Here is a 15,134-nt window from a genome sequence, read left to right as displayed (position 1 = left end):
ATCGTTGACTGCTCAATCTTCCGCGCGGGTTTTCCAGCGCGCGTGAAGCTCTGCGATGACGGCCTGTGCCTCGGACTCGATCCAGTCGGCGAACCGGGGGTCGTCGAGGTCGATGGCCAGCCCCTTGGCGGTGCGTTTCAGGACACCTGCCTTACGACCGTCCACCACCAGCGCCTGCCGCCGTGGCTTTGGCGCCACAGGGGTCTTGGCGCTCGCGGAGCGGGCAGGGGAGGGGGCGAGATGCTTCATCACCGCCTCGAAGGCGGCGACGGAGGCATCCTCGGGGACCGCTTCGCCACGGACCATGGCGACCTGCGCCTGGGTGTGGACGTCCTCGGCGATGCGGGCCAGCTCGTCCCGGTCGGCGCGGTTCTCCTCGATGGCGCGGGCCATGGCCTCCCACCGGGGGCGGCCGATGCCGTGGGCGGCGCCGATGGCGAGCGCGAGATCGCGCCCGATCAGCTCGGCCACGGTCAGCGCCATGGAGATCGAGGACTTGGTCACGGTCAGCACCTCGGCCACCTGGCTCTGGTTGCCGAAGCCGGTGTCGACGAGCTCGCGGGCGAAAAGCGCCTTCTCGATGAAGGAGAGATCGCGCCGGGCCATGTTCTCGGAGATCTGCGCGGTCATCGCGTCGCGCTCGTCGAGCGAGGCGACCAGCGCGCGCACCTTGGTGACCTTGTCCGAGCCGCGGATCGCCTCGAGCCGGCGGCGGCCGTAGACCAGCAGGTAGCGCCCGTCCTGTTCGGGGTTGCGGCGCACCAGGATCGGCACGGTCTGGCCGTTGGCCTCGATGGCGTCGCGCAGGTCGACCACGTCGGAGGGGTCGAGACGGTCGCGGGTGCGGTTGTCGTCGATCTGTCCCGGGTCGAGCTCCCACACGCGGTGGCTGTCGACCGCGTCGCGGGCCGAGCGCAGGGCGCGGTTGCTGGCCATCATGGGTGCGCCTGCGCCGCCGGTGGTTCCGGCGGCGGCGAGGCTGTCGAGCATCGACATGCGTTTCTTGCGGGTGTCGCTCATCGCGTCTGGCTCCTCTTCGTCGCGCCCATGGTCCCGCTCAGCGCCCCCATGTCTTCTGGATCAGGGCGGCGATCTCGTCGTTGACCGCGTTGAGGCTTTCGAGAGCGCGGTCGTAGGTGGCGCGGGTGAAGGCGCTGCGGTCGACCTCGTAGAGCGTCTGCTTGGTCAGGCCGGCGTCGGAAATGGCGGTGGATTTCAGCATCGGCGCGTTCAGCACCTTTTCGGCGTACATGGTGCGCAGGAAGGCGACGATGCGGTTCTGGGGCGCGTCGGTGGGCTCGTAGCGGGTCAGCAGGTAGCGCATCCAGTCGTGCTTCATGTCGGCGCCGGATTCGGCGATCACGTCCATGAGGTCGGCGGTCATGCGCAGGAACTGCGACATCGACATGACGTCGAGCATCTCGGGGTGGATGGTGACCAGCACGCCGGTGGCGGCCGAGAGCGCCGACATGGTCAGGAAGCCCAGCTGCGGCGGGCAGTCGATGACCACGACGTCGTAACGGTCGTCGACCTGCGAGAGCACGTCCTTGACCCGGAAGAAGAACAGCCCGGCATTGCCCTGCGCCAGCGCGCGGGGGGTCTCGTGCTCGAATTCCATGAGCTCGAGGTTGCCGGGGATGAGGTCGAGGCCGGGAATGTAGGTCGGGCGGATGACGTCGGTGACCGGCACCGGGTCGTCGTAGCGGATGGCGTCGTAGAGCGTGCCGCCGTCGGGCAGGTCGAACTCGGGCTGGACCCCGTGCAGCGCGGTGAGCGAGGCCTGCGGGTCGAGGTCGATGGCAAGCACGCGGTAGCCCAGCAGGGCAAGGCGCTGCGCGAGATGGGCCGAGCTCGTGGTCTTGCCCGAGCCGCCCTTGAAGTTCATCACGCCGATGACCTGCAGGTGGTCGAGATACTTGTTCTCGCTGCCCTCCGGAGCGAGGCGCCGCCCGGGCAGATAGTCGCCGGGCTTGCGGGCGGTCTTCTCGAGCAGGGTACGGAGCTCGTGGATGTCGTAGACGGAATAATGCCGGCGGTTGCCGGAGGTGAGCTCGGGCGAGGGGCCCTTGCCGTCGAGATGCAGCTTGCGCAGGTAGGAATCGTTGACGCCGAGCAGGGCCGCGGCCTCGCCCGAGGTGAACTTGCGCATCTCCTTGGAGGCGTCCGGCGGGAACAGGCTCTCGGCCTGCGCATGGAGCTGCGCGGTCAGCCGTTCGGAATGTTGACGAATGACCGTATTCAGGTCTTCGTCTTCGGTGATATCCTGCATTCGCGCGGTATCCTGCTCACTGTCTGGCCCCGTGGTGACGAACGTCCCCCGATGGCTTGTCTCTTGGTCCCGGTGCCTCGCCGGATTTTGTTATCCGTGTTCACGGTTTTTGGCGTGTTCCGGATGTTTTTCGTGACTATTGCCGACCAACCACGAGTCGCGCAAGTGGTTTTCTGCCCGAAACACCCCGCCAGGCGGCTCTCAGGGCGGGAATCTCGCCTCTTTTGTCCCGACCGGTGCCGTTGCGTCACGCGTGCGCTGGTGCAGACCGGCTGCGAGGGCACGACCCTGGGCGAGACCCTCGGGGTGGGCCGTGCCGAGGTCGGCGACATCTGCTCGTGCCCCTGCGCGGCGCAGCTGGCAGAGGTCTGACGATCTCGCCACCCGGGCTCCGGCACGGGCGGTTGCCGCGTGAGGGCGCCGGTTCGGCCCGGCACCGTCCCGGTCAGACGCCTTTAGTGTAGAAAATGGGACAGCGCTACCGATCCGATTTCCGGACATATCTGCACGCTATGCGGGCGCCGCGGCGGGTTGATCGGAGCGAATGTCTATTAATTCAGCGCGGTTGGGGGAAATTTCAGAGATTTGGCACAGAACTGTTGCCCGGTTCGGATTCGTAGTGCCAATATTGGTACAGATTTTCAAAATGGAGAGGATCCGTCCCGTGATCTCAAAAATCAACAAGTCGCTGAAGGCTTCCGTCGCCGTCGCCATCACCGCCGGCAGCTTCGCGACCGCCGCCGCGGCCGAGGACTTCCGCATGCTCGCGAGCTGGGACAGCTCCTATCCCATCGTCCCCAAGGTCGCCGACGTCTTCGCCGAGATGGTCTCCGAGGCCTCGGGCGGCGAGAGCACCATCGCGATGACCGGCCCCGAAGCCGTGCCGCCCTTCGAGCAACTGCAGCCGGTGGCGGCGGGCGTCTTCGACATGCTCTTCACCTCGGGCGCCTACCATTCGAACGAGATCGCCGTGGGCATGGTGACCGACGCGATCCAGGCCGATCCGGCGGCGCGCCGCGACTCGGGCGCATGGGATGCGGTCGACGCGGCCTATCAGGAGATCGGGCTCAAGCTCATCGCGCTGCCGACCCTGCCGAACGGTTACAACGTCTTCCTGCGCGACCCGATCGGCGAAAGCTGCGACTTCGCGGGCCTCAAGATCCGCGGCAGCGCGACCTACACCTCGCTGATCCAGTCGCTGGGCGGCCAGCCGGTGGTGCTGCCGCCGGCCGAGATCTACTCGGCGCTGGAGAAGGGCGTGGTGGACGGCGCGGCGTGGCCGGTGATCGGCGCGCTGGACTATGGCTGGTACGAGGTGGCGAAGTACTTCCTCCGTCCCGCCTTTGGCACCGCGACCTACATGATCCTGATGAACCTCGACACCTGGAACGGCCTCGACGAGGCCGAGCAGGCGCTGCTGCTCGAGCAGGGCAAGGCGCTTGAGGTGAGCTCCATCGACACGCTCGCCGACGTCGCCGCGGCCGAGCAGACCGCGCTCGAGGAAAACGGCATGGAAGCCACCGAGATGTGCGGCGATGCGGCCGCCACCATGGAGCACGACTGGGCCGAGGGCGTCTGGGCGCTTGGCATCGAGAAGGGCGGCGCCACGGTCGAGGCCCTGAAGGCCACCGTGGACGACGCGGGCATCAACTTCTGAACCGGATCCTCCGAGGGACCCATTGCCGCTTCCGGAGCTCTCCGGGGGCGGCCTTTCCCGGTTATGCGGGCCAATGACACGACCAAGGACCCCGCGAAGGAGGCGCCCCAAGATGACGACTGAACCCCGAACGCCCGGACCCTCGGGGCCGTGGCGCGCATTGGACCTGGTGGTCGGGCTGGGCGCCTGGGCCGGGGCGCTCTGCGTGGTGGGGATCCTTGCCAGCTATTCGATCGAGGTGTTCATGCGCTACCTGCTGAACGCCCCGACCGCCTGGGCAAGCGACTTCGTGAAGTACTTCCTCTGCGGCGCCGTCTTCCTGGCCATGCCGCTGCTGACGCGCGACGGCGCGCATGTCTCGGTCACGGTGTTCAAGGGCAGGCTGCCCGCCGGGATCGAGGCCATGGCGGTGCGGCTCGGGCTGCTGATCTCGGCCGTGGTCTGTTTGATGGTGGGCTGGCTCGCGCTGCAGCAGACGCTCTACAACTACGAGCGCGGCATCGACACCATGTCGCTCATCGCGATCCCCAAGTGGATCGTCGCGGCGCCCATCGCCTACGGGTTCCTGATGTCGGGACTGGTGCTGCTGGCGCAGCTCGTGCGGGCTGACCACAGGGTCGCGGAGGGGGCGCAATGATCACCGGGATCACTGCCGTCTTCGCGCTGACCGGCGCGCTGCTGCTGCTCTTCGGCACCGGGCTGCCGATCTTCGTCACCTTCCTGATCGTCAACGTCGGCGGCACTTTCCTGCTGCTCGGCGCCAACGGCTTCAAGCTGCTGGCGAACTCGATCTACGACACCGCCACCACCGGATCGCTCACCGCGATCCCGCTGTTCATCCTGCTGGGAGAGCTGCTGTTCCGGGGCCGGGCGCTGACCGTCATGTTCCGCTCCATCGAGGTGCTGGTGGGCCGGGTGCGCGGCCGCCAGTTCGTGCTGGCGGTGGTGCTCTCGACCGTCTTCGGCGCGCTCTCGGGCGCGGCCATGGGGGTGGCGGCGATGCTGGGCAAGACCCTGCTGCCGGGCATCAAGGAGCGCGGCGGCTCGTCGACGCTGGCCATGGGCGCCATCGTCTCAGGCGCGTCGCTGGCGCCGATCATCCCGCCGTCGCTGCTGGCGATCATCGTGGGCACGCTGGCGGGGGTCTCGATCGGCGACATGCTGGTGGGGGGCATCGTGCCGGGTCTGATGCTGGCGGTGCTCTTCGTCTCCTACATCCTGATCCGCATCCGGCTCGACCCGTCGCTCGACACCGACGCCGAGGACGTGCCGCCCGAGCGCGGCCCCGGCGACGTGCTGAAGGCGCTGCTGTCGCTTGCGCCCTTCACCATCATCGTGGGCTCGATCATGGGCTTCATCATGGCCGGCATCGCCACGCCCTCCGAGGCGGCGGCGACCGGCGTGCTGGGCGCGCTGGCGACGACGATGATTTACGAGCGGCTGAGCTTCTCGGTGCTGAAGGAGTCGGTGCTCTCGGCCACCAGGATCTCGGCGATGATCCTGCTGATCATGGCGTCGTCGAAGATGTTCAGCCAGCTGCTCGCGATGAGCGGCGGGATCTCGGCCATGACCTCGATGATCAGCGCCATGGACCTGCCGGGCTGGGCGATGCTGCTGGTGCTGATGGCTTTCCCCTTCATCATGTGCATGTTCATCGACCAGACCGCGCTGATGCTGATCGTTGTGCCGATCTATTCGCCCATCGTGGCGCATTACGGCTTCGATCCGCTGTGGTTCTGGCTGATCTTCCTCGTGAACATCACCGTCGGGGGCATCACGCCGCCCTTCGGCTACGTGCTCTTCGCGTTGCAGGGGTCTGCCCCGAACGAGCCGATGACCGCGATCTTCCGCTCGGCATGGCCCTTCGTGTGGATCTTCATCCTCGGCATGGTGATCATGGCGGCCTTCCCGCCGCTGGTGACCTTCCTGCCGTCGCTGACCCGCTGAGGGTCAGCACCGGAAAACCACGTCTGCAAAACGAAAGACGGCGCCCTCGCGGGCGCCGTTTCCGTTTGTCGCGGGGGTCGTGGTCAGCCCGGCAGGGCGGGGGCCGAGGGGGCCGCGAGCGCCGCCATGTGGCCGAGCGCCGCGGTGCTGTCGATCACCGCGCCGTAGCGCATGGCGATATCGAAGAGCGCCACCGCGTGGCTCGACTGGGCGCGGTCGAAGCAGCCGTCCTCGATGGCGGCGACCTTGAAGCCGTGGCTGTAGGCGTCGACCGCGCTGGCCCGCACACAGCCCGAGGTGGTGGTCCCGGTCAGCAGCACGCTGTCGCAGCCGAGGCGGCGCAGATGGGTGGCGGTGGGGGCCGAGAAGAAGGCCGAGGGCTTGCGCTTGTAGACCAGCAGGTCGCGCGCCTCGGGCGTCAGCGCCGAGACGATCTCGTTGGCGTCGCGGTCCTGCGGCGTCGCGGGCACCTGCTCGCCGGTGCGCGAGTTCTTCCACGACCAGCTGCCCACGTCCCAGGCGTCGCCGCGGGCGCGGCCGGTGGTGTAGAGCACCGGGATCCCGCGGGCGCGGGCGGCGGTGCAGAGCGCGGCGATGCGGTCGACCGCGTCCCAGCTCTCGGCCCCGCAGGAGTTGGGCCAGCGGCGGATGCTGTCGAGGATGTCCTCGCCGGGCCGGTCGCCCGCAAAGCCCCAGGACACGTCGATGACCAGAAGCGCGGGGCGCTGGCCAAGGCCCGCAGGCCCGGTGAGCCCGGTCGTGGCAAGGCGGTCGCGATCTGCGGCAGAGAGGTAGTCGTCCCAGATCATCGGGGGATCTTTCCGTAGGCGGGCATGAGGTCGAGCCGCTTGTCGGCGCAGCCCTTCGGCAGGGCGAACATGTCGCCGGGCAGGGTGGCGACCCAGTCGGCGAGCCCGGCCGCGCTCAGCGGGTCGGCGTATTTCGCCTGCAGGTCGCAGAGCGCCATGGCGTGGCTGGCCTCCCAGGCGTCGAAGCAGGCGTCCTCGGCGATGGCGACGCGCAGGTTGAGGCTGAACGCGTCGATCACCGTGGCGCGCATGGCCCCGGCGGTGGCGCCGCCCGCGATGACGATGCCGTCGGCGCCGAGCAGGTTCAGCAGGCTCATGAGGTCGCTGTCGAAGAAGGCCGACGGCGCCTGACGGCGGATCACGATGTCGGTGGGCGCGGGTTGCAGCGCCTCTGCTAAGGCGGTCTCGGCCAGCGGGTCGGCACCCGCCGCGCGGCCGTCCTCCTGCGGGCGGTCCCATGCGTCGGGGCGGGTGGCGCCGGTGGCGTGGATCACCGGCAGGCCCTGCGCGCGGGCCGCGGTCACCAGCGGCCGCACCGCGTCGAGCGCCGCCTGCGCCGAGGGGATGGTGTCGAGGTTGCCCTGGTTGAAGCCCACGAGCAGCAGCGCGGGGCGGGCGGGCAGGGTGCCGCGCACGCCGTAACCCGCCGCGGCAAAGACCTTGCGGTCACGCTCGGTGATGAAGTCGTCCCAAATCTTGCCGGTCATGCGGAGCCTGCGGGGAAGAGGGTTGCGTAATGCTCGGCGACGGCGCCCGGCGTGGTGATCCAGATGTCGTCGCGGTGTTCCATGATATGCGCGAGCGCCCGGCGCAGGGCACGCAGGCGGTAGGGGTGGCCGATCACGAAGGGGTGCAGCACGATGGTGTAGCAGAGCGGGTACCTGGCGCTTTGCAGAAGCATCTCGTCGAACTGGTCGATCATCATGCGCTCAAAGCTCGCCGGGCCCTCCTGCCGGAAGGCCATGACCGGGCTGTCGTTGACCTCGATGGAGTAGGGCACCGAGAGGATCGGCCGTGTGCGGGTGCGCATCCAGAACGGCTGGTCGTCCGCCGGCCAGTCGAGCACGTAGGAGAAGCCCACCTCGCGCAGCAGGTCGAGCGTGATGTCGGTCTGCGCCAGATAGGGCCCGAGCCAGCCCGCGGGGGCCTTGCCGGTATAGGCCGTGATCGCGTCGTAGGCTTCGCGGATCAGCGCCTCTTCCTCGGCGGGGGGCAGCACGTCCTGCCGTTCGGCGTTGCTGCGGCCGTGGCCGATGAACTCGTCGCCGCGGGCGATCATGCGGTCGGCGATGGCCGGGCAGTGATCGAAGAGCAGCGAGTTGAAGTTGTGCGAGGCGGGCAGGCCCATCTCGTCGAGCAGGTCGAAGAGGTACCACTGGCCGACGCGGTTGCCGTAGTCGCGCCACGCGTAGTTTCGCGAGGTCTGCGGCGCGCCGACCTGGGCGCTGTCGCTGCCGAGCCCGTCGCGGAAGCTGAACACCTCGATGTTGTTGCAGATCGCCACCGACAGGCGCTTGCCCCCGGGCCAGGCGAAATCCGGGCGCTGGGGCAGGGGGCTGTAGTCGTAGCGGTCGTGGGTCTTGAGGGTGATCAGGCTCATGCGGCGGCCTCCCTGGCCCGGGCGCGGATGGCGGGTGCGGCCGCCAGCGCGGCGCGCACGATGTTGCGGTAGCCGGTGCAGCGGCAGAGGTTGGACGAGAGCACCTCGGTCAGGTCTTCGTCGCTCATCCCGGGGTCCTTCTCGAGCGCGCCGGTGATCAGCATGAGGAAGCCCGGCGTGCAGAAGCCGCATTGCAGTGCGTGGTTGTCGATGAAGGCCTGCTGCAGTTCGGAGAGCCCGCCCTCGGGGGCGAGCCCCTCGACGGTGCGCACCTCGGCGCCCTCGGCCTGCACGGCGAACATCAGGCACGAGCGCACCGGCGCGCCGTTGACCATGACGGTGCAGGCGCCGCACACGCCGTGCTCGCAGCCGACGTGGGTGCCGGTCAGGCGGCAATCCTCGCGCAGGGCATCGGCAAGGGTCTTGCGCGGCACGCAGGAGATCGTGCGCTCGGTTCCGTTGACGGTCAGGGTGATGTCGGTCTTGTCTGACATATCGGGGTCCTCAGGCGGTTTCGGCCGGTGCGGGCGCCCGGTTGCGGGCGGCCTCGAGCGCGCGGGTGATCACGGTGCCGGTCAGGTCGCGGCGGTACCCGGCAGAGGTTGTGGTGTCTTCCATCGGGTCGACGGCCTGCATTGCGGCGGAGGCGGCGGCACCGATGCTGGCCGCGTCAAGGGGCTGGCCCACGAGTGCGTCCTCGGCCTCGGGGATGCGGCGGGGGTGGTCCTCGATGCCGCCGAGGCCGATGCGGGCGGCGACGACGCTGTCGCCGTCCATCTCGAGCACGCAGAGGGCCATGCCGAGCGCGAAGTCGCCGGCGCGGCGGTTGAACTCGTAGAAGCCCCAGAGCGTGTTCCCGGGCAGCAGCGGCAGGTGCACTTCGGTGAGGATCTCGTCGGGCTCGCGCGTGGTGCTCATGGGGCCATCGCTCCAGTCGGCGGCCTCCACGGTGCGGGGCCCGTCCGCCGAGAGCAGGTGGATGGTGCCGTCCAGGGTTGCGGTCACCAGGCACCATTCCGACGAGGGGTCGGCGTGGCTGAGCGAGCCGCCGAAGGTGCCGCGCTGGCGGATCGGGTAGTGGGCGATGTGCTCGGCCACCCCGTGCAGCAGCGCGCCGAGCGGCGCGGGCGCGGCTTCGGTGTCATGGAAGGTGGCGTGGCGGGTGAGGGTCGGGATCACGAAGCTGTCGCCCTCGACCCGCGGCGTGCCGAGCCCGTCCAGCGCGTTCAGGTCGATGAGCTCGGTCGCGTAGGCCACCCGGAGCGCCATCATGGGAACGAGGCTCTGGCCGCCGGCGATGACCAGCGCGCCCTCGTCGGCGCCGTCGCGCAGGCGCTGCGCGGCATCCCCGAGGCTGGTCGGTCGGTAATAGGTGAACGGCGCGGGTTTCATCACTGCGCTCCTTTTCGATAGGTCGTGTCGCCGGGAAGGCGGGCGGTCCAGTGGTCCCAGCCGCGCCGGACCGCCGCAGGGGCGGGGGTTCCGGCAAGGGCGATCTCGCCCTCGGACAGCGGGGTCACCGGGCCAAGGGTCAGGGCCGCGGTCAGGGTTTCGGCCTCGCGGCAGGCGTGGATGCAGCGGAACACCACGTCCTCGGGGCCCGTGCCCGTCACCAGCACGCCATGGCCGCGCATCAGCACGATGCGGCCCGGGGTGAGGGCGGCGGCGAGGTCGGTCGCCTGCGCCATGTCGGTCACCAGCATGTTGGTGTCGCCGAAGGACGCGCGGCTGTCCCAGAGCGGCACCTCGGCACCCATCCAGGCACCGGTCTGGCTGAGCGCCACCAGCGGGCGGCCGCCCATGCAATAGGGCATGAGGGCGGCCGCATGGTGGTGGACGCTGGCCTGCGCGGTGGCATCGGCGCGGAACACGGCGGCGTGGATGAAGCGCTCGGAGAAGAGCGCGGCATCGGTGGGTTCGAGCGGGGCGCCGTCGAGGTCGAAGGGCAGGAGGTCACCGGCGGTCAGCCGCGCGGGCGCCCCGGCGCGGGCGAGCCAGAACACGCCCGGGTCCGAGGGATCGCGCAGGGCGACATGACCGAAGACATCCATGACGCCCTCGTGCACGAGGATGCGCGTGGCGGTGACAAGCTGGTCGAGCAGCGCCTGCGGACGGGGGATGGTCATGTCGTGTCTCCTTTCGCGGCCTTCGCCGCGCGGATCGCGGCATGCAGGGCCTGCGGCGTCAGCGGGGCCTCGGCGATCTCGACGCCGAGATCCTCGAGCGCGTGTTCCACCGCCGAGGCGATGGCGGCGGCGGTGGGGATCACGCCGCTTTCGCCTACGCCCTTTACGCCGAGCGCGTTCTGCGGGCTGAGGCTTTCGCTGTGCGCGATCTCGATCACCGGCATCTCGGCGCTGCTGACCAGAAGGTAGTCGGCGAGGCTGCCGGTCAGGGGCTGGGCCTCGTCGTCAAAGCTCATCTTCTCATAGAGCGCATTGCCGAGTCCGTGGGCGAGGCCGCCCATGATCTGGCCGTCGACCATCTGCGGGTTGACCATGCGGCCGCAGTCATGGGCGAGGAAGAGCCTCGCCACCCGCACCGCGCCGGTGGCCTCGTCGACCTCGACCTCGGCGGCGAGCGCGCCGTTGGCAAAGGCCATGCCCTCGACCAGCACGCGCTCGGTGGCCTGCAGGCCAGGGGTCTCGATCCCGGGCAGGCGGTAGCCGGGCAGGCCCTCGGAGGCGGTGGCGATCTCGGCAAGCGACAGGCTCTGGCCGCTGTTGCTGCCCCTCACGACCACCCGGTCGGCCTCGATGTCGAGCGCGTCCCCGGGCAGGCCGAGCAGGTGCGACGCGACCTGCAGCACCTTGCCGCGCACGATCCGTGCGGCGGCATCGGCAGAGGCGCCGGCGACCACGGTCTGGCGGCTGTTGAAGCCGCCGAAGCCGTAGGGCTCGCGTGTGTCGCCCAGCGTCAGGTCGATGGTGGCGGGCGCGCGCCCGAGGTGGTCGGCGACGATCTGCGCCAGCGCCGTGCCGACGCCCTGTCCCATGGCGGCGGCGCCGGTGTTGACCTTGACGCGGCCGTCGCGCGCGATGCGCACGCTCACCGTTTCATACGGTCCGCGGCCGGTGCCCTCGACGTAGTTGGCAAGGCCGACCCCAAGCCGCTTGCCGCGGCTGCGGGCCTCGGCGCGGCGGGTTTCGAACCCGTCCCAGCCGATACCGTCGAGCGCCTTGCGCTGGGTCTCGGGGTAGTCGCCGCTGTCGAGCACGACGGGCTCGCCCGAGCGCAGCTTGAGCGGGCGCGGGCAGGGCATCCGGTCCGGTGTCACGAGGTTGCGGCGGCGGATCTCGGCGCGGTCGAGCCCGCAGACGCGGGCGCCGGCGTCGAGCAGGCGCTCCATCACGTAGGTCGCCTGCGGCTGGCCGGCACCGCGCACCGGGGTGACGGGCGTCTTGTTGGTGACGGTGACGACGATGTTCAGGTCATAGGCGGGCACGTCGTACATCAGCGGCAGCATCATGCCCGAGGCGTAGGGCACGTTGAGCCCGCGCGCGGTCCACGCGCCGTGGTCGTGCAGCAGCGTGCCGCGCAGGCCGAGGATGCGGCCGCCGGCGTCGAAGGCCATTTCGACGGTCCAGAGCTGCTCGCGCTCCTGGCAGGCGGCGAGGAAATGCTCGCGCCGGTCCTCGACCCAGCGCACCGGGCGGCCGAGCGCCTGCGCCGCGGCGGCGACGGCGATTTCCTCGGGGTAGGTGACGAGCTTGGGACCGAAGCCGCCGCCGAGGTCGGGGGCGGTGACGTCGACGTCACCCTCGTCGCGGGCGAGCAGCGTGCAGATGTGGCGCTTGAGCGCGTGCGGGGTCTGGGTCGAGGACCAGACCGAGAGCCGCCCGGTCATCGCGTCGGGCGCCGCCAGCACGCCGCGCCCTTCCATGGAATGCGCGCCGCCCCGGTCGATGCGGAACCGGCGCGAGACCACATGCGCGGCGCCGTCGAAGGCCGCCCCGATGTCGCCGTAGTCGAAGCCGAAGCTGGCAAGCCGGTTGTGCGGCAGGTGGGCGTGGGCCTTGGGCGCATCGTCCCGCGCGGCGCTTTCGAGGTCGGCCACCGGGTCGAGCGGGTCGAGATCGAGGTCGATGGCCTCGGCGGCGTCCTCGGCCTCGGCGCGGGTCACGGCCACGACCATGGCGAGCGCCTCGCCCACGTAGACGGCCTCTGCCTCGGGGAGGATCGGGCGGTCGAGCGCGAAGGCGATGGACGAGGAGGGCAGGCCCGTCGCCAGCCGCTGCCCGCCGGGGAGCAGGGCGGCCAGCTCCTTCGCGGTGTAGACGGCGACGACCCCGGGCATGGCGCGGATATCGTCGAGATCGGCCCCGCCGATGGTGGCGTGGGCGTAGGGGCTGCGCAGGAAGGCCGCGTGCAGCCCGCCGGGGCTTGCGATGTCGTCGAGGTAACGCCCCTGGCCCGCGACCAGCGCGCGGTCCTCGCGCCGGGGCACCGAGCGGCCGACGAGGGTGGTGTCGTCGGGCGTCATTCCGAACCCTCCGCCCGCGCCGCGTCGTATTCGGCGATGCGCGCCTTGAGGTATTGCGGCGTCACCGGCAGGCGGGTGACGAGCCCGGGCCTTTGCAGCGCGTCGTCGATGGCCGAGGCGATGGCGGCACCCGAGCCGGTCACGCCCGCCTCGCCCGAGCCCTTGACCCCGAGCGGGTTCAGCGGCGAGGGCGCGTCCTGCAGGATCTGCACCTGGCAGTCGGGCATCTCGGCCGAGGTCGGCATCAGGTAGTCGGCGAAGGTGACCGAAAGCGGCTGGCCCTGATCGTCGAAGCGGAACTCCTCGAGCAGCGCGCCGCCGAGCCCCTGCGCGAGGCCGCCGACGATCTGGCCCTCGATCATCGCCGGGTTCACGGCGCGGCCCACGTCGTAGCTGATCCAGTAGCGGTCGAGCTTGGTGCGCCCGGTCTCGGCATCGACGACCACCAGCGCGATATGGGCGCCGTAGGGGTAGTTCATGTGCTTGTTGTGGTACCAAGCCTCGGCGGCGAGGCCGGGCTCGCGGTCGCCTCGCCTGGGCGAGACGGGGTCGAGTGCGGCGGCGATCTCGGCCAGCGTGAGGCTGGCGCCGGAGGTGCGGCAGGTGGCGACGCCGCCGTCGATCTCGATGCCCTCGGGGGCGCAATCGAGCAGGGCGGCGGCCATCTCGCGGGCCTTTTCGCGCACGGTCTCGGCGGCGCGGCGGGTGGCCTCGCCGGTCATCACCGTGACGCGGCTGGCGTGGGCGCCCCAGCCGTGCGCGATGCGGTCGGTGTCGCCATGGATGACGCGGCAGGCGCGGTAGTCGGCGCCCAGCGTGTCGGCGGCGATCTGGGCGACGGCGGTCTCCATCCCCTGACCGAGCGAGGCGGCGCCGGTCACGATCTCGATGCTGCCGTCGGGCTGCACGGTCAGGCGCACCAGCTCGGAGGGCCCGAGGCCGCTTTTCTCGACGAAATAGGCAAGACCCACGCCGACGCATTCGCCCCTGGCGCGCCGCCCGGCGGCCTCGGTACGCAGCGCGTCGAGCCCGCAGAAGGCCTCGGCCTTGCCGAGCAGCCCGACATAATCGCCGCTGTCGAGGATCACGTCCGATTCAAGCGCCGTCATCTGGCGGTCGAAGGGCATCTCATCGGAGGCGATGAAGTTGCGCCGGCGCAGCTCGAGCGCGTCGATTCCGGTCCTGGCGGCAATCGCGTCGATCAGGCGCTCGCGCACGAAGGTGCTCTCGAACCGCGAGGGCGCGCGGTAGGTGGCGGCGGGGGTCTTGGCGGTCAGCCGGTAATGGGCGCGCGCCGCATAGGCGGGCACGCGGTAGGGCCCGAGCAGGAGACCGATCGACATGTCCGCGACCCGCGCGCCGTGGGTGCGGACATAGGCGCCCTGATCGTGGTGCAGCGTCTCGTCGATGGCCAGGAGCCTGCCCTCGGCGTCGACCGCGGCGCGGATCAGGTGCTGCTGCTCGCGCGACTGGTTGGCGGCCATCATGTGCTCGCGCCGGTCCTCGATCCACTTCACCGGCCGCTCGAGGCGCATGGCGGCGAGACAGACGAGGATGTCCTCAGGGTAGAGCTCGCCCCGGATGCCGAAGCCACCGCCGACATGCGGCTCGTGCAGCGCGACCTGGCTCGGGGAAAGGCCGAACATCTCGGCGAGGCGGTCGCGGTTCCAGTGCGGCCGCTTGGTGGCGCCCCAGAGGTCGAGCCGTTCGCGCCCCTTGTCCCACGCCGCCAGCGCGCCGCGGGTCTCCATCGGAATCCCCGAGTGCCGTCCGATGGCGAGGTCGAGCTCGACCACATGCGCGGCCTCCGCAAAGGCGGCCTCGGTGTCGCCGTAGCCCTTGGTGAGGGTCAGCGGCGCGGTGCTGATGCCGGGGGCGAATTCGCCCGGCTCGGCGCGGGCGTCGAGGATCGGATCCACGTCCTCGTCAATGTCGGCGAAGACCGTCTCGGCGGCGTCCTCGGCGAGGTAGGGATCCTCGGCGAAGACGATGGCCACGGGCTCGCCCACGTAGCGCACCCGGCCCTTGGCAAGGCAGGGCTGGGTGTAGGGTCCGAGTCCCTCGATCCTGGTGGCCCTGAACGGGATGTCGGGCAGGTCGCCCAGGTCCTTTGAGGTCCAGACCGCGACCACCCCCGGCATCTCGAGCGCCTCGGAGATGTCGATGCCGGTGATGCGCCCCGTGGCATGGGCCGAGCGCACGACCCGGGCCCAGAGCTGGTGGGGCATGTCCATGTCCCCCACGAAGCGCCCGGTGCCGCTGACAAGCGGCCGGTCCTCGAGCCGGGTGACGGCCCGGCCGATGTAGGCCGATTTCCTCGGCGGTTTGTTGTGGTCCTGCGGCAGCGGGGGAGTGGTCTGGTCTTGCAC

At 70.2% G+C, this 15,134-nt stretch carries 13 protein-coding genes; 3 read left to right on the top strand and 10 right to left on the bottom strand.

What is annotated here, in order from left to right:
• Window positions 1-12: 12 nt before the first annotated feature.
• Both repB and repA read right to left on the bottom strand, forming a co-directional pair.
• Window positions 13-1,020 carry a plasmid partitioning protein RepB gene (repB, locus tag BLQ77_RS12050; RefSeq protein ID WP_089959385.1) on the bottom strand — a complete coding sequence of 336 codons (1,008 nt, stop codon included), beginning with the start codon at window positions 1,018-1,020 and terminating at the stop codon, window positions 13-15.
• Between the two features lie 37 nt (window positions 1,021-1,057).
• Window positions 1,058-2,269 (bottom strand): plasmid partitioning protein RepA, encoded by a 1,212-nt coding sequence (gene repA / locus BLQ77_RS12045; protein ID WP_089959383.1) that lies wholly within the window; start codon window positions 2,267-2,269, stop codon window positions 1,058-1,060.
• A 664-nt stretch (window positions 2,270-2,933) separates the two neighbouring features.
• Here repA and dctP point away from each other — a divergent pair.
• The 3 genes from dctP (at window position 2,934) to BLQ77_RS12025 (ending at window position 5,873) form a co-directional block, all read left to right on the top strand.
• The gene (gene dctP / locus BLQ77_RS12035) at window positions 2,934-3,926 is read left to right on the top strand and encodes a TRAP transporter substrate-binding protein DctP (protein WP_165617083.1); all 993 of its coding nucleotides are present in this window, start codon (window positions 2,934-2,936) and stop codon (window positions 3,924-3,926) included.
• Between the two features lie 112 nt (window positions 3,927-4,038).
• Complete coding sequence (locus tag BLQ77_RS12030; RefSeq protein WP_165617082.1) at window positions 4,039-4,563, top strand: TRAP transporter small permease; 525 nt, start codon at window positions 4,039-4,041, stop codon at window positions 4,561-4,563.
• On the top strand, window positions 4,560-5,873 hold the full coding sequence (locus BLQ77_RS12025; RefSeq protein WP_008888072.1) for a TRAP transporter large permease: 1,314 nt from the start codon (window positions 4,560-4,562) through the stop codon (window positions 5,871-5,873). The genes BLQ77_RS12030 and BLQ77_RS12025 overlap by 4 nt, the downstream gene beginning before the upstream one ends.
• A gap of 83 nt (window positions 5,874-5,956) precedes the next feature.
• Here BLQ77_RS12025 and BLQ77_RS12020 read toward each other — a convergent pair whose 3' ends face one another.
• Genes BLQ77_RS12020 through BLQ77_RS11985 form a run of 8 tightly spaced genes read right to left on the bottom strand, consistent with a single transcriptional unit; the run spans window position 5,957 to window position 15,134 of the window.
• Window positions 5,957-6,682, bottom strand: coding sequence for an isochorismatase family protein (locus BLQ77_RS12020; protein ID WP_089959372.1), 726 nt, complete (start codon window positions 6,680-6,682; stop codon window positions 5,957-5,959).
• Window positions 6,679-7,389: a cysteine hydrolase family protein gene (locus tag BLQ77_RS12015; RefSeq protein WP_089959369.1), complete on the bottom strand. Its 711-nt coding sequence runs from the start codon at window positions 7,387-7,389 to the stop codon at window positions 6,679-6,681. Before BLQ77_RS12015 ends, BLQ77_RS12020 begins: the two co-directional genes overlap by 4 nt.
• Window positions 7,386-8,282: a polysaccharide deacetylase family protein gene (locus BLQ77_RS12010; protein ID WP_089959367.1), complete on the bottom strand. Its 897-nt coding sequence runs from the start codon at window positions 8,280-8,282 to the stop codon at window positions 7,386-7,388. Before BLQ77_RS12010 ends, BLQ77_RS12015 begins: the two co-directional genes overlap by 4 nt.
• Complete coding sequence (locus tag BLQ77_RS12005) at window positions 8,279-8,776, bottom strand: (2Fe-2S)-binding protein (RefSeq protein ID WP_089959364.1); 498 nt, start codon at window positions 8,774-8,776, stop codon at window positions 8,279-8,281. The genes BLQ77_RS12010 and BLQ77_RS12005 overlap by 4 nt, the downstream gene beginning before the upstream one ends.
• A 10-nt stretch (window positions 8,777-8,786) precedes the next feature.
• On the bottom strand, window positions 8,787-9,674 hold the full coding sequence (locus BLQ77_RS12000) for an FAD binding domain-containing protein (RefSeq protein WP_089959361.1): 888 nt from the start codon (window positions 9,672-9,674) through the stop codon (window positions 8,787-8,789).
• Window positions 9,674-10,408 (bottom strand): class II aldolase/adducin family protein, encoded by a 735-nt coding sequence (locus tag BLQ77_RS11995; RefSeq protein WP_089959359.1) that lies wholly within the window; start codon window positions 10,406-10,408, stop codon window positions 9,674-9,676. The genes BLQ77_RS12000 and BLQ77_RS11995 overlap by 1 nt, the downstream gene beginning before the upstream one ends.
• Window positions 10,405-12,765, bottom strand: a complete 2,361-nt coding sequence (locus BLQ77_RS11990) for a xanthine dehydrogenase family protein molybdopterin-binding subunit (RefSeq protein ID WP_089959354.1) — start codon at window positions 12,763-12,765, stop codon at window positions 10,405-10,407. Before BLQ77_RS11990 ends, BLQ77_RS11995 begins: the two co-directional genes overlap by 4 nt.
• The gene (locus BLQ77_RS11985; protein WP_089959351.1) at window positions 12,762-15,134 is read right to left on the bottom strand and encodes a xanthine dehydrogenase family protein molybdopterin-binding subunit; all 2,373 of its coding nucleotides are present in this window, start codon (window positions 15,132-15,134) and stop codon (window positions 12,762-12,764) included. Before BLQ77_RS11985 ends, BLQ77_RS11990 begins: the two co-directional genes overlap by 4 nt.

Source organism: Salipiger thiooxidans (assembly GCF_900102075.1).
In the GTDB taxonomy this organism is placed as follows: domain Bacteria; phylum Pseudomonadota; class Alphaproteobacteria; order Rhodobacterales; family Rhodobacteraceae; genus Salipiger; species Salipiger thiooxidans.
Note: the sequence above shows the minus strand (reverse complement) of the source record. Positions and strands in the feature narration are given on the sequence as shown.

What these genes read in the sequence shown, in the direction of transcription:
- BLQ77_RS11995 (WP_089959359.1), bottom strand. Translation starts at nt 10,408, where the DNA reads ATGACCATCCCCCGTCCGCAGGCGCTGCTCGACCAGCTTGTCACCGCC.
- BLQ77_RS12000 (WP_089959361.1), bottom strand. Translation starts at nt 9,674, where the DNA reads ATGAAACCCGCGCCGTTCACCTATTACCGACCGACCAGCCTCGGGGAT.
- BLQ77_RS12010 (WP_089959367.1), bottom strand. Translation starts at nt 8,282, where the DNA reads ATGAGCCTGATCACCCTCAAGACCCACGACCGCTACGACTACAGCCCC.
- BLQ77_RS12015 (WP_089959369.1), bottom strand. Translation starts at nt 7,389, where the DNA reads ATGACCGGCAAGATTTGGGACGACTTCATCACCGAGCGTGACCGCAAG.
- repA (WP_089959383.1), bottom strand. Translation starts at nt 2,269, where the DNA reads ATGCAGGATATCACCGAAGACGAAGACCTGAATACGGTCATTCGTCAA.
- BLQ77_RS11990 (WP_089959354.1), bottom strand. Translation starts at nt 12,765, where the DNA reads ATGACGCCCGACGACACCACCCTCGTCGGCCGCTCGGTGCCCCGGCGC.
- BLQ77_RS12005 (WP_089959364.1), bottom strand. Translation starts at nt 8,776, where the DNA reads ATGTCAGACAAGACCGACATCACCCTGACCGTCAACGGAACCGAGCGC.
- BLQ77_RS12025 (WP_008888072.1), top strand. Translation starts at nt 4,560, where the DNA reads ATGATCACCGGGATCACTGCCGTCTTCGCGCTGACCGGCGCGCTGCTG.
- BLQ77_RS12020 (WP_089959372.1), bottom strand. Translation starts at nt 6,682, where the DNA reads ATGATCTGGGACGACTACCTCTCTGCCGCAGATCGCGACCGCCTTGCC.
- repB (WP_089959385.1), bottom strand. Translation starts at nt 1,020, where the DNA reads ATGAGCGACACCCGCAAGAAACGCATGTCGATGCTCGACAGCCTCGCC.
- BLQ77_RS12030 (WP_165617082.1), top strand. Translation starts at nt 4,039, where the DNA reads ATGACGACTGAACCCCGAACGCCCGGACCCTCGGGGCCGTGGCGCGCA.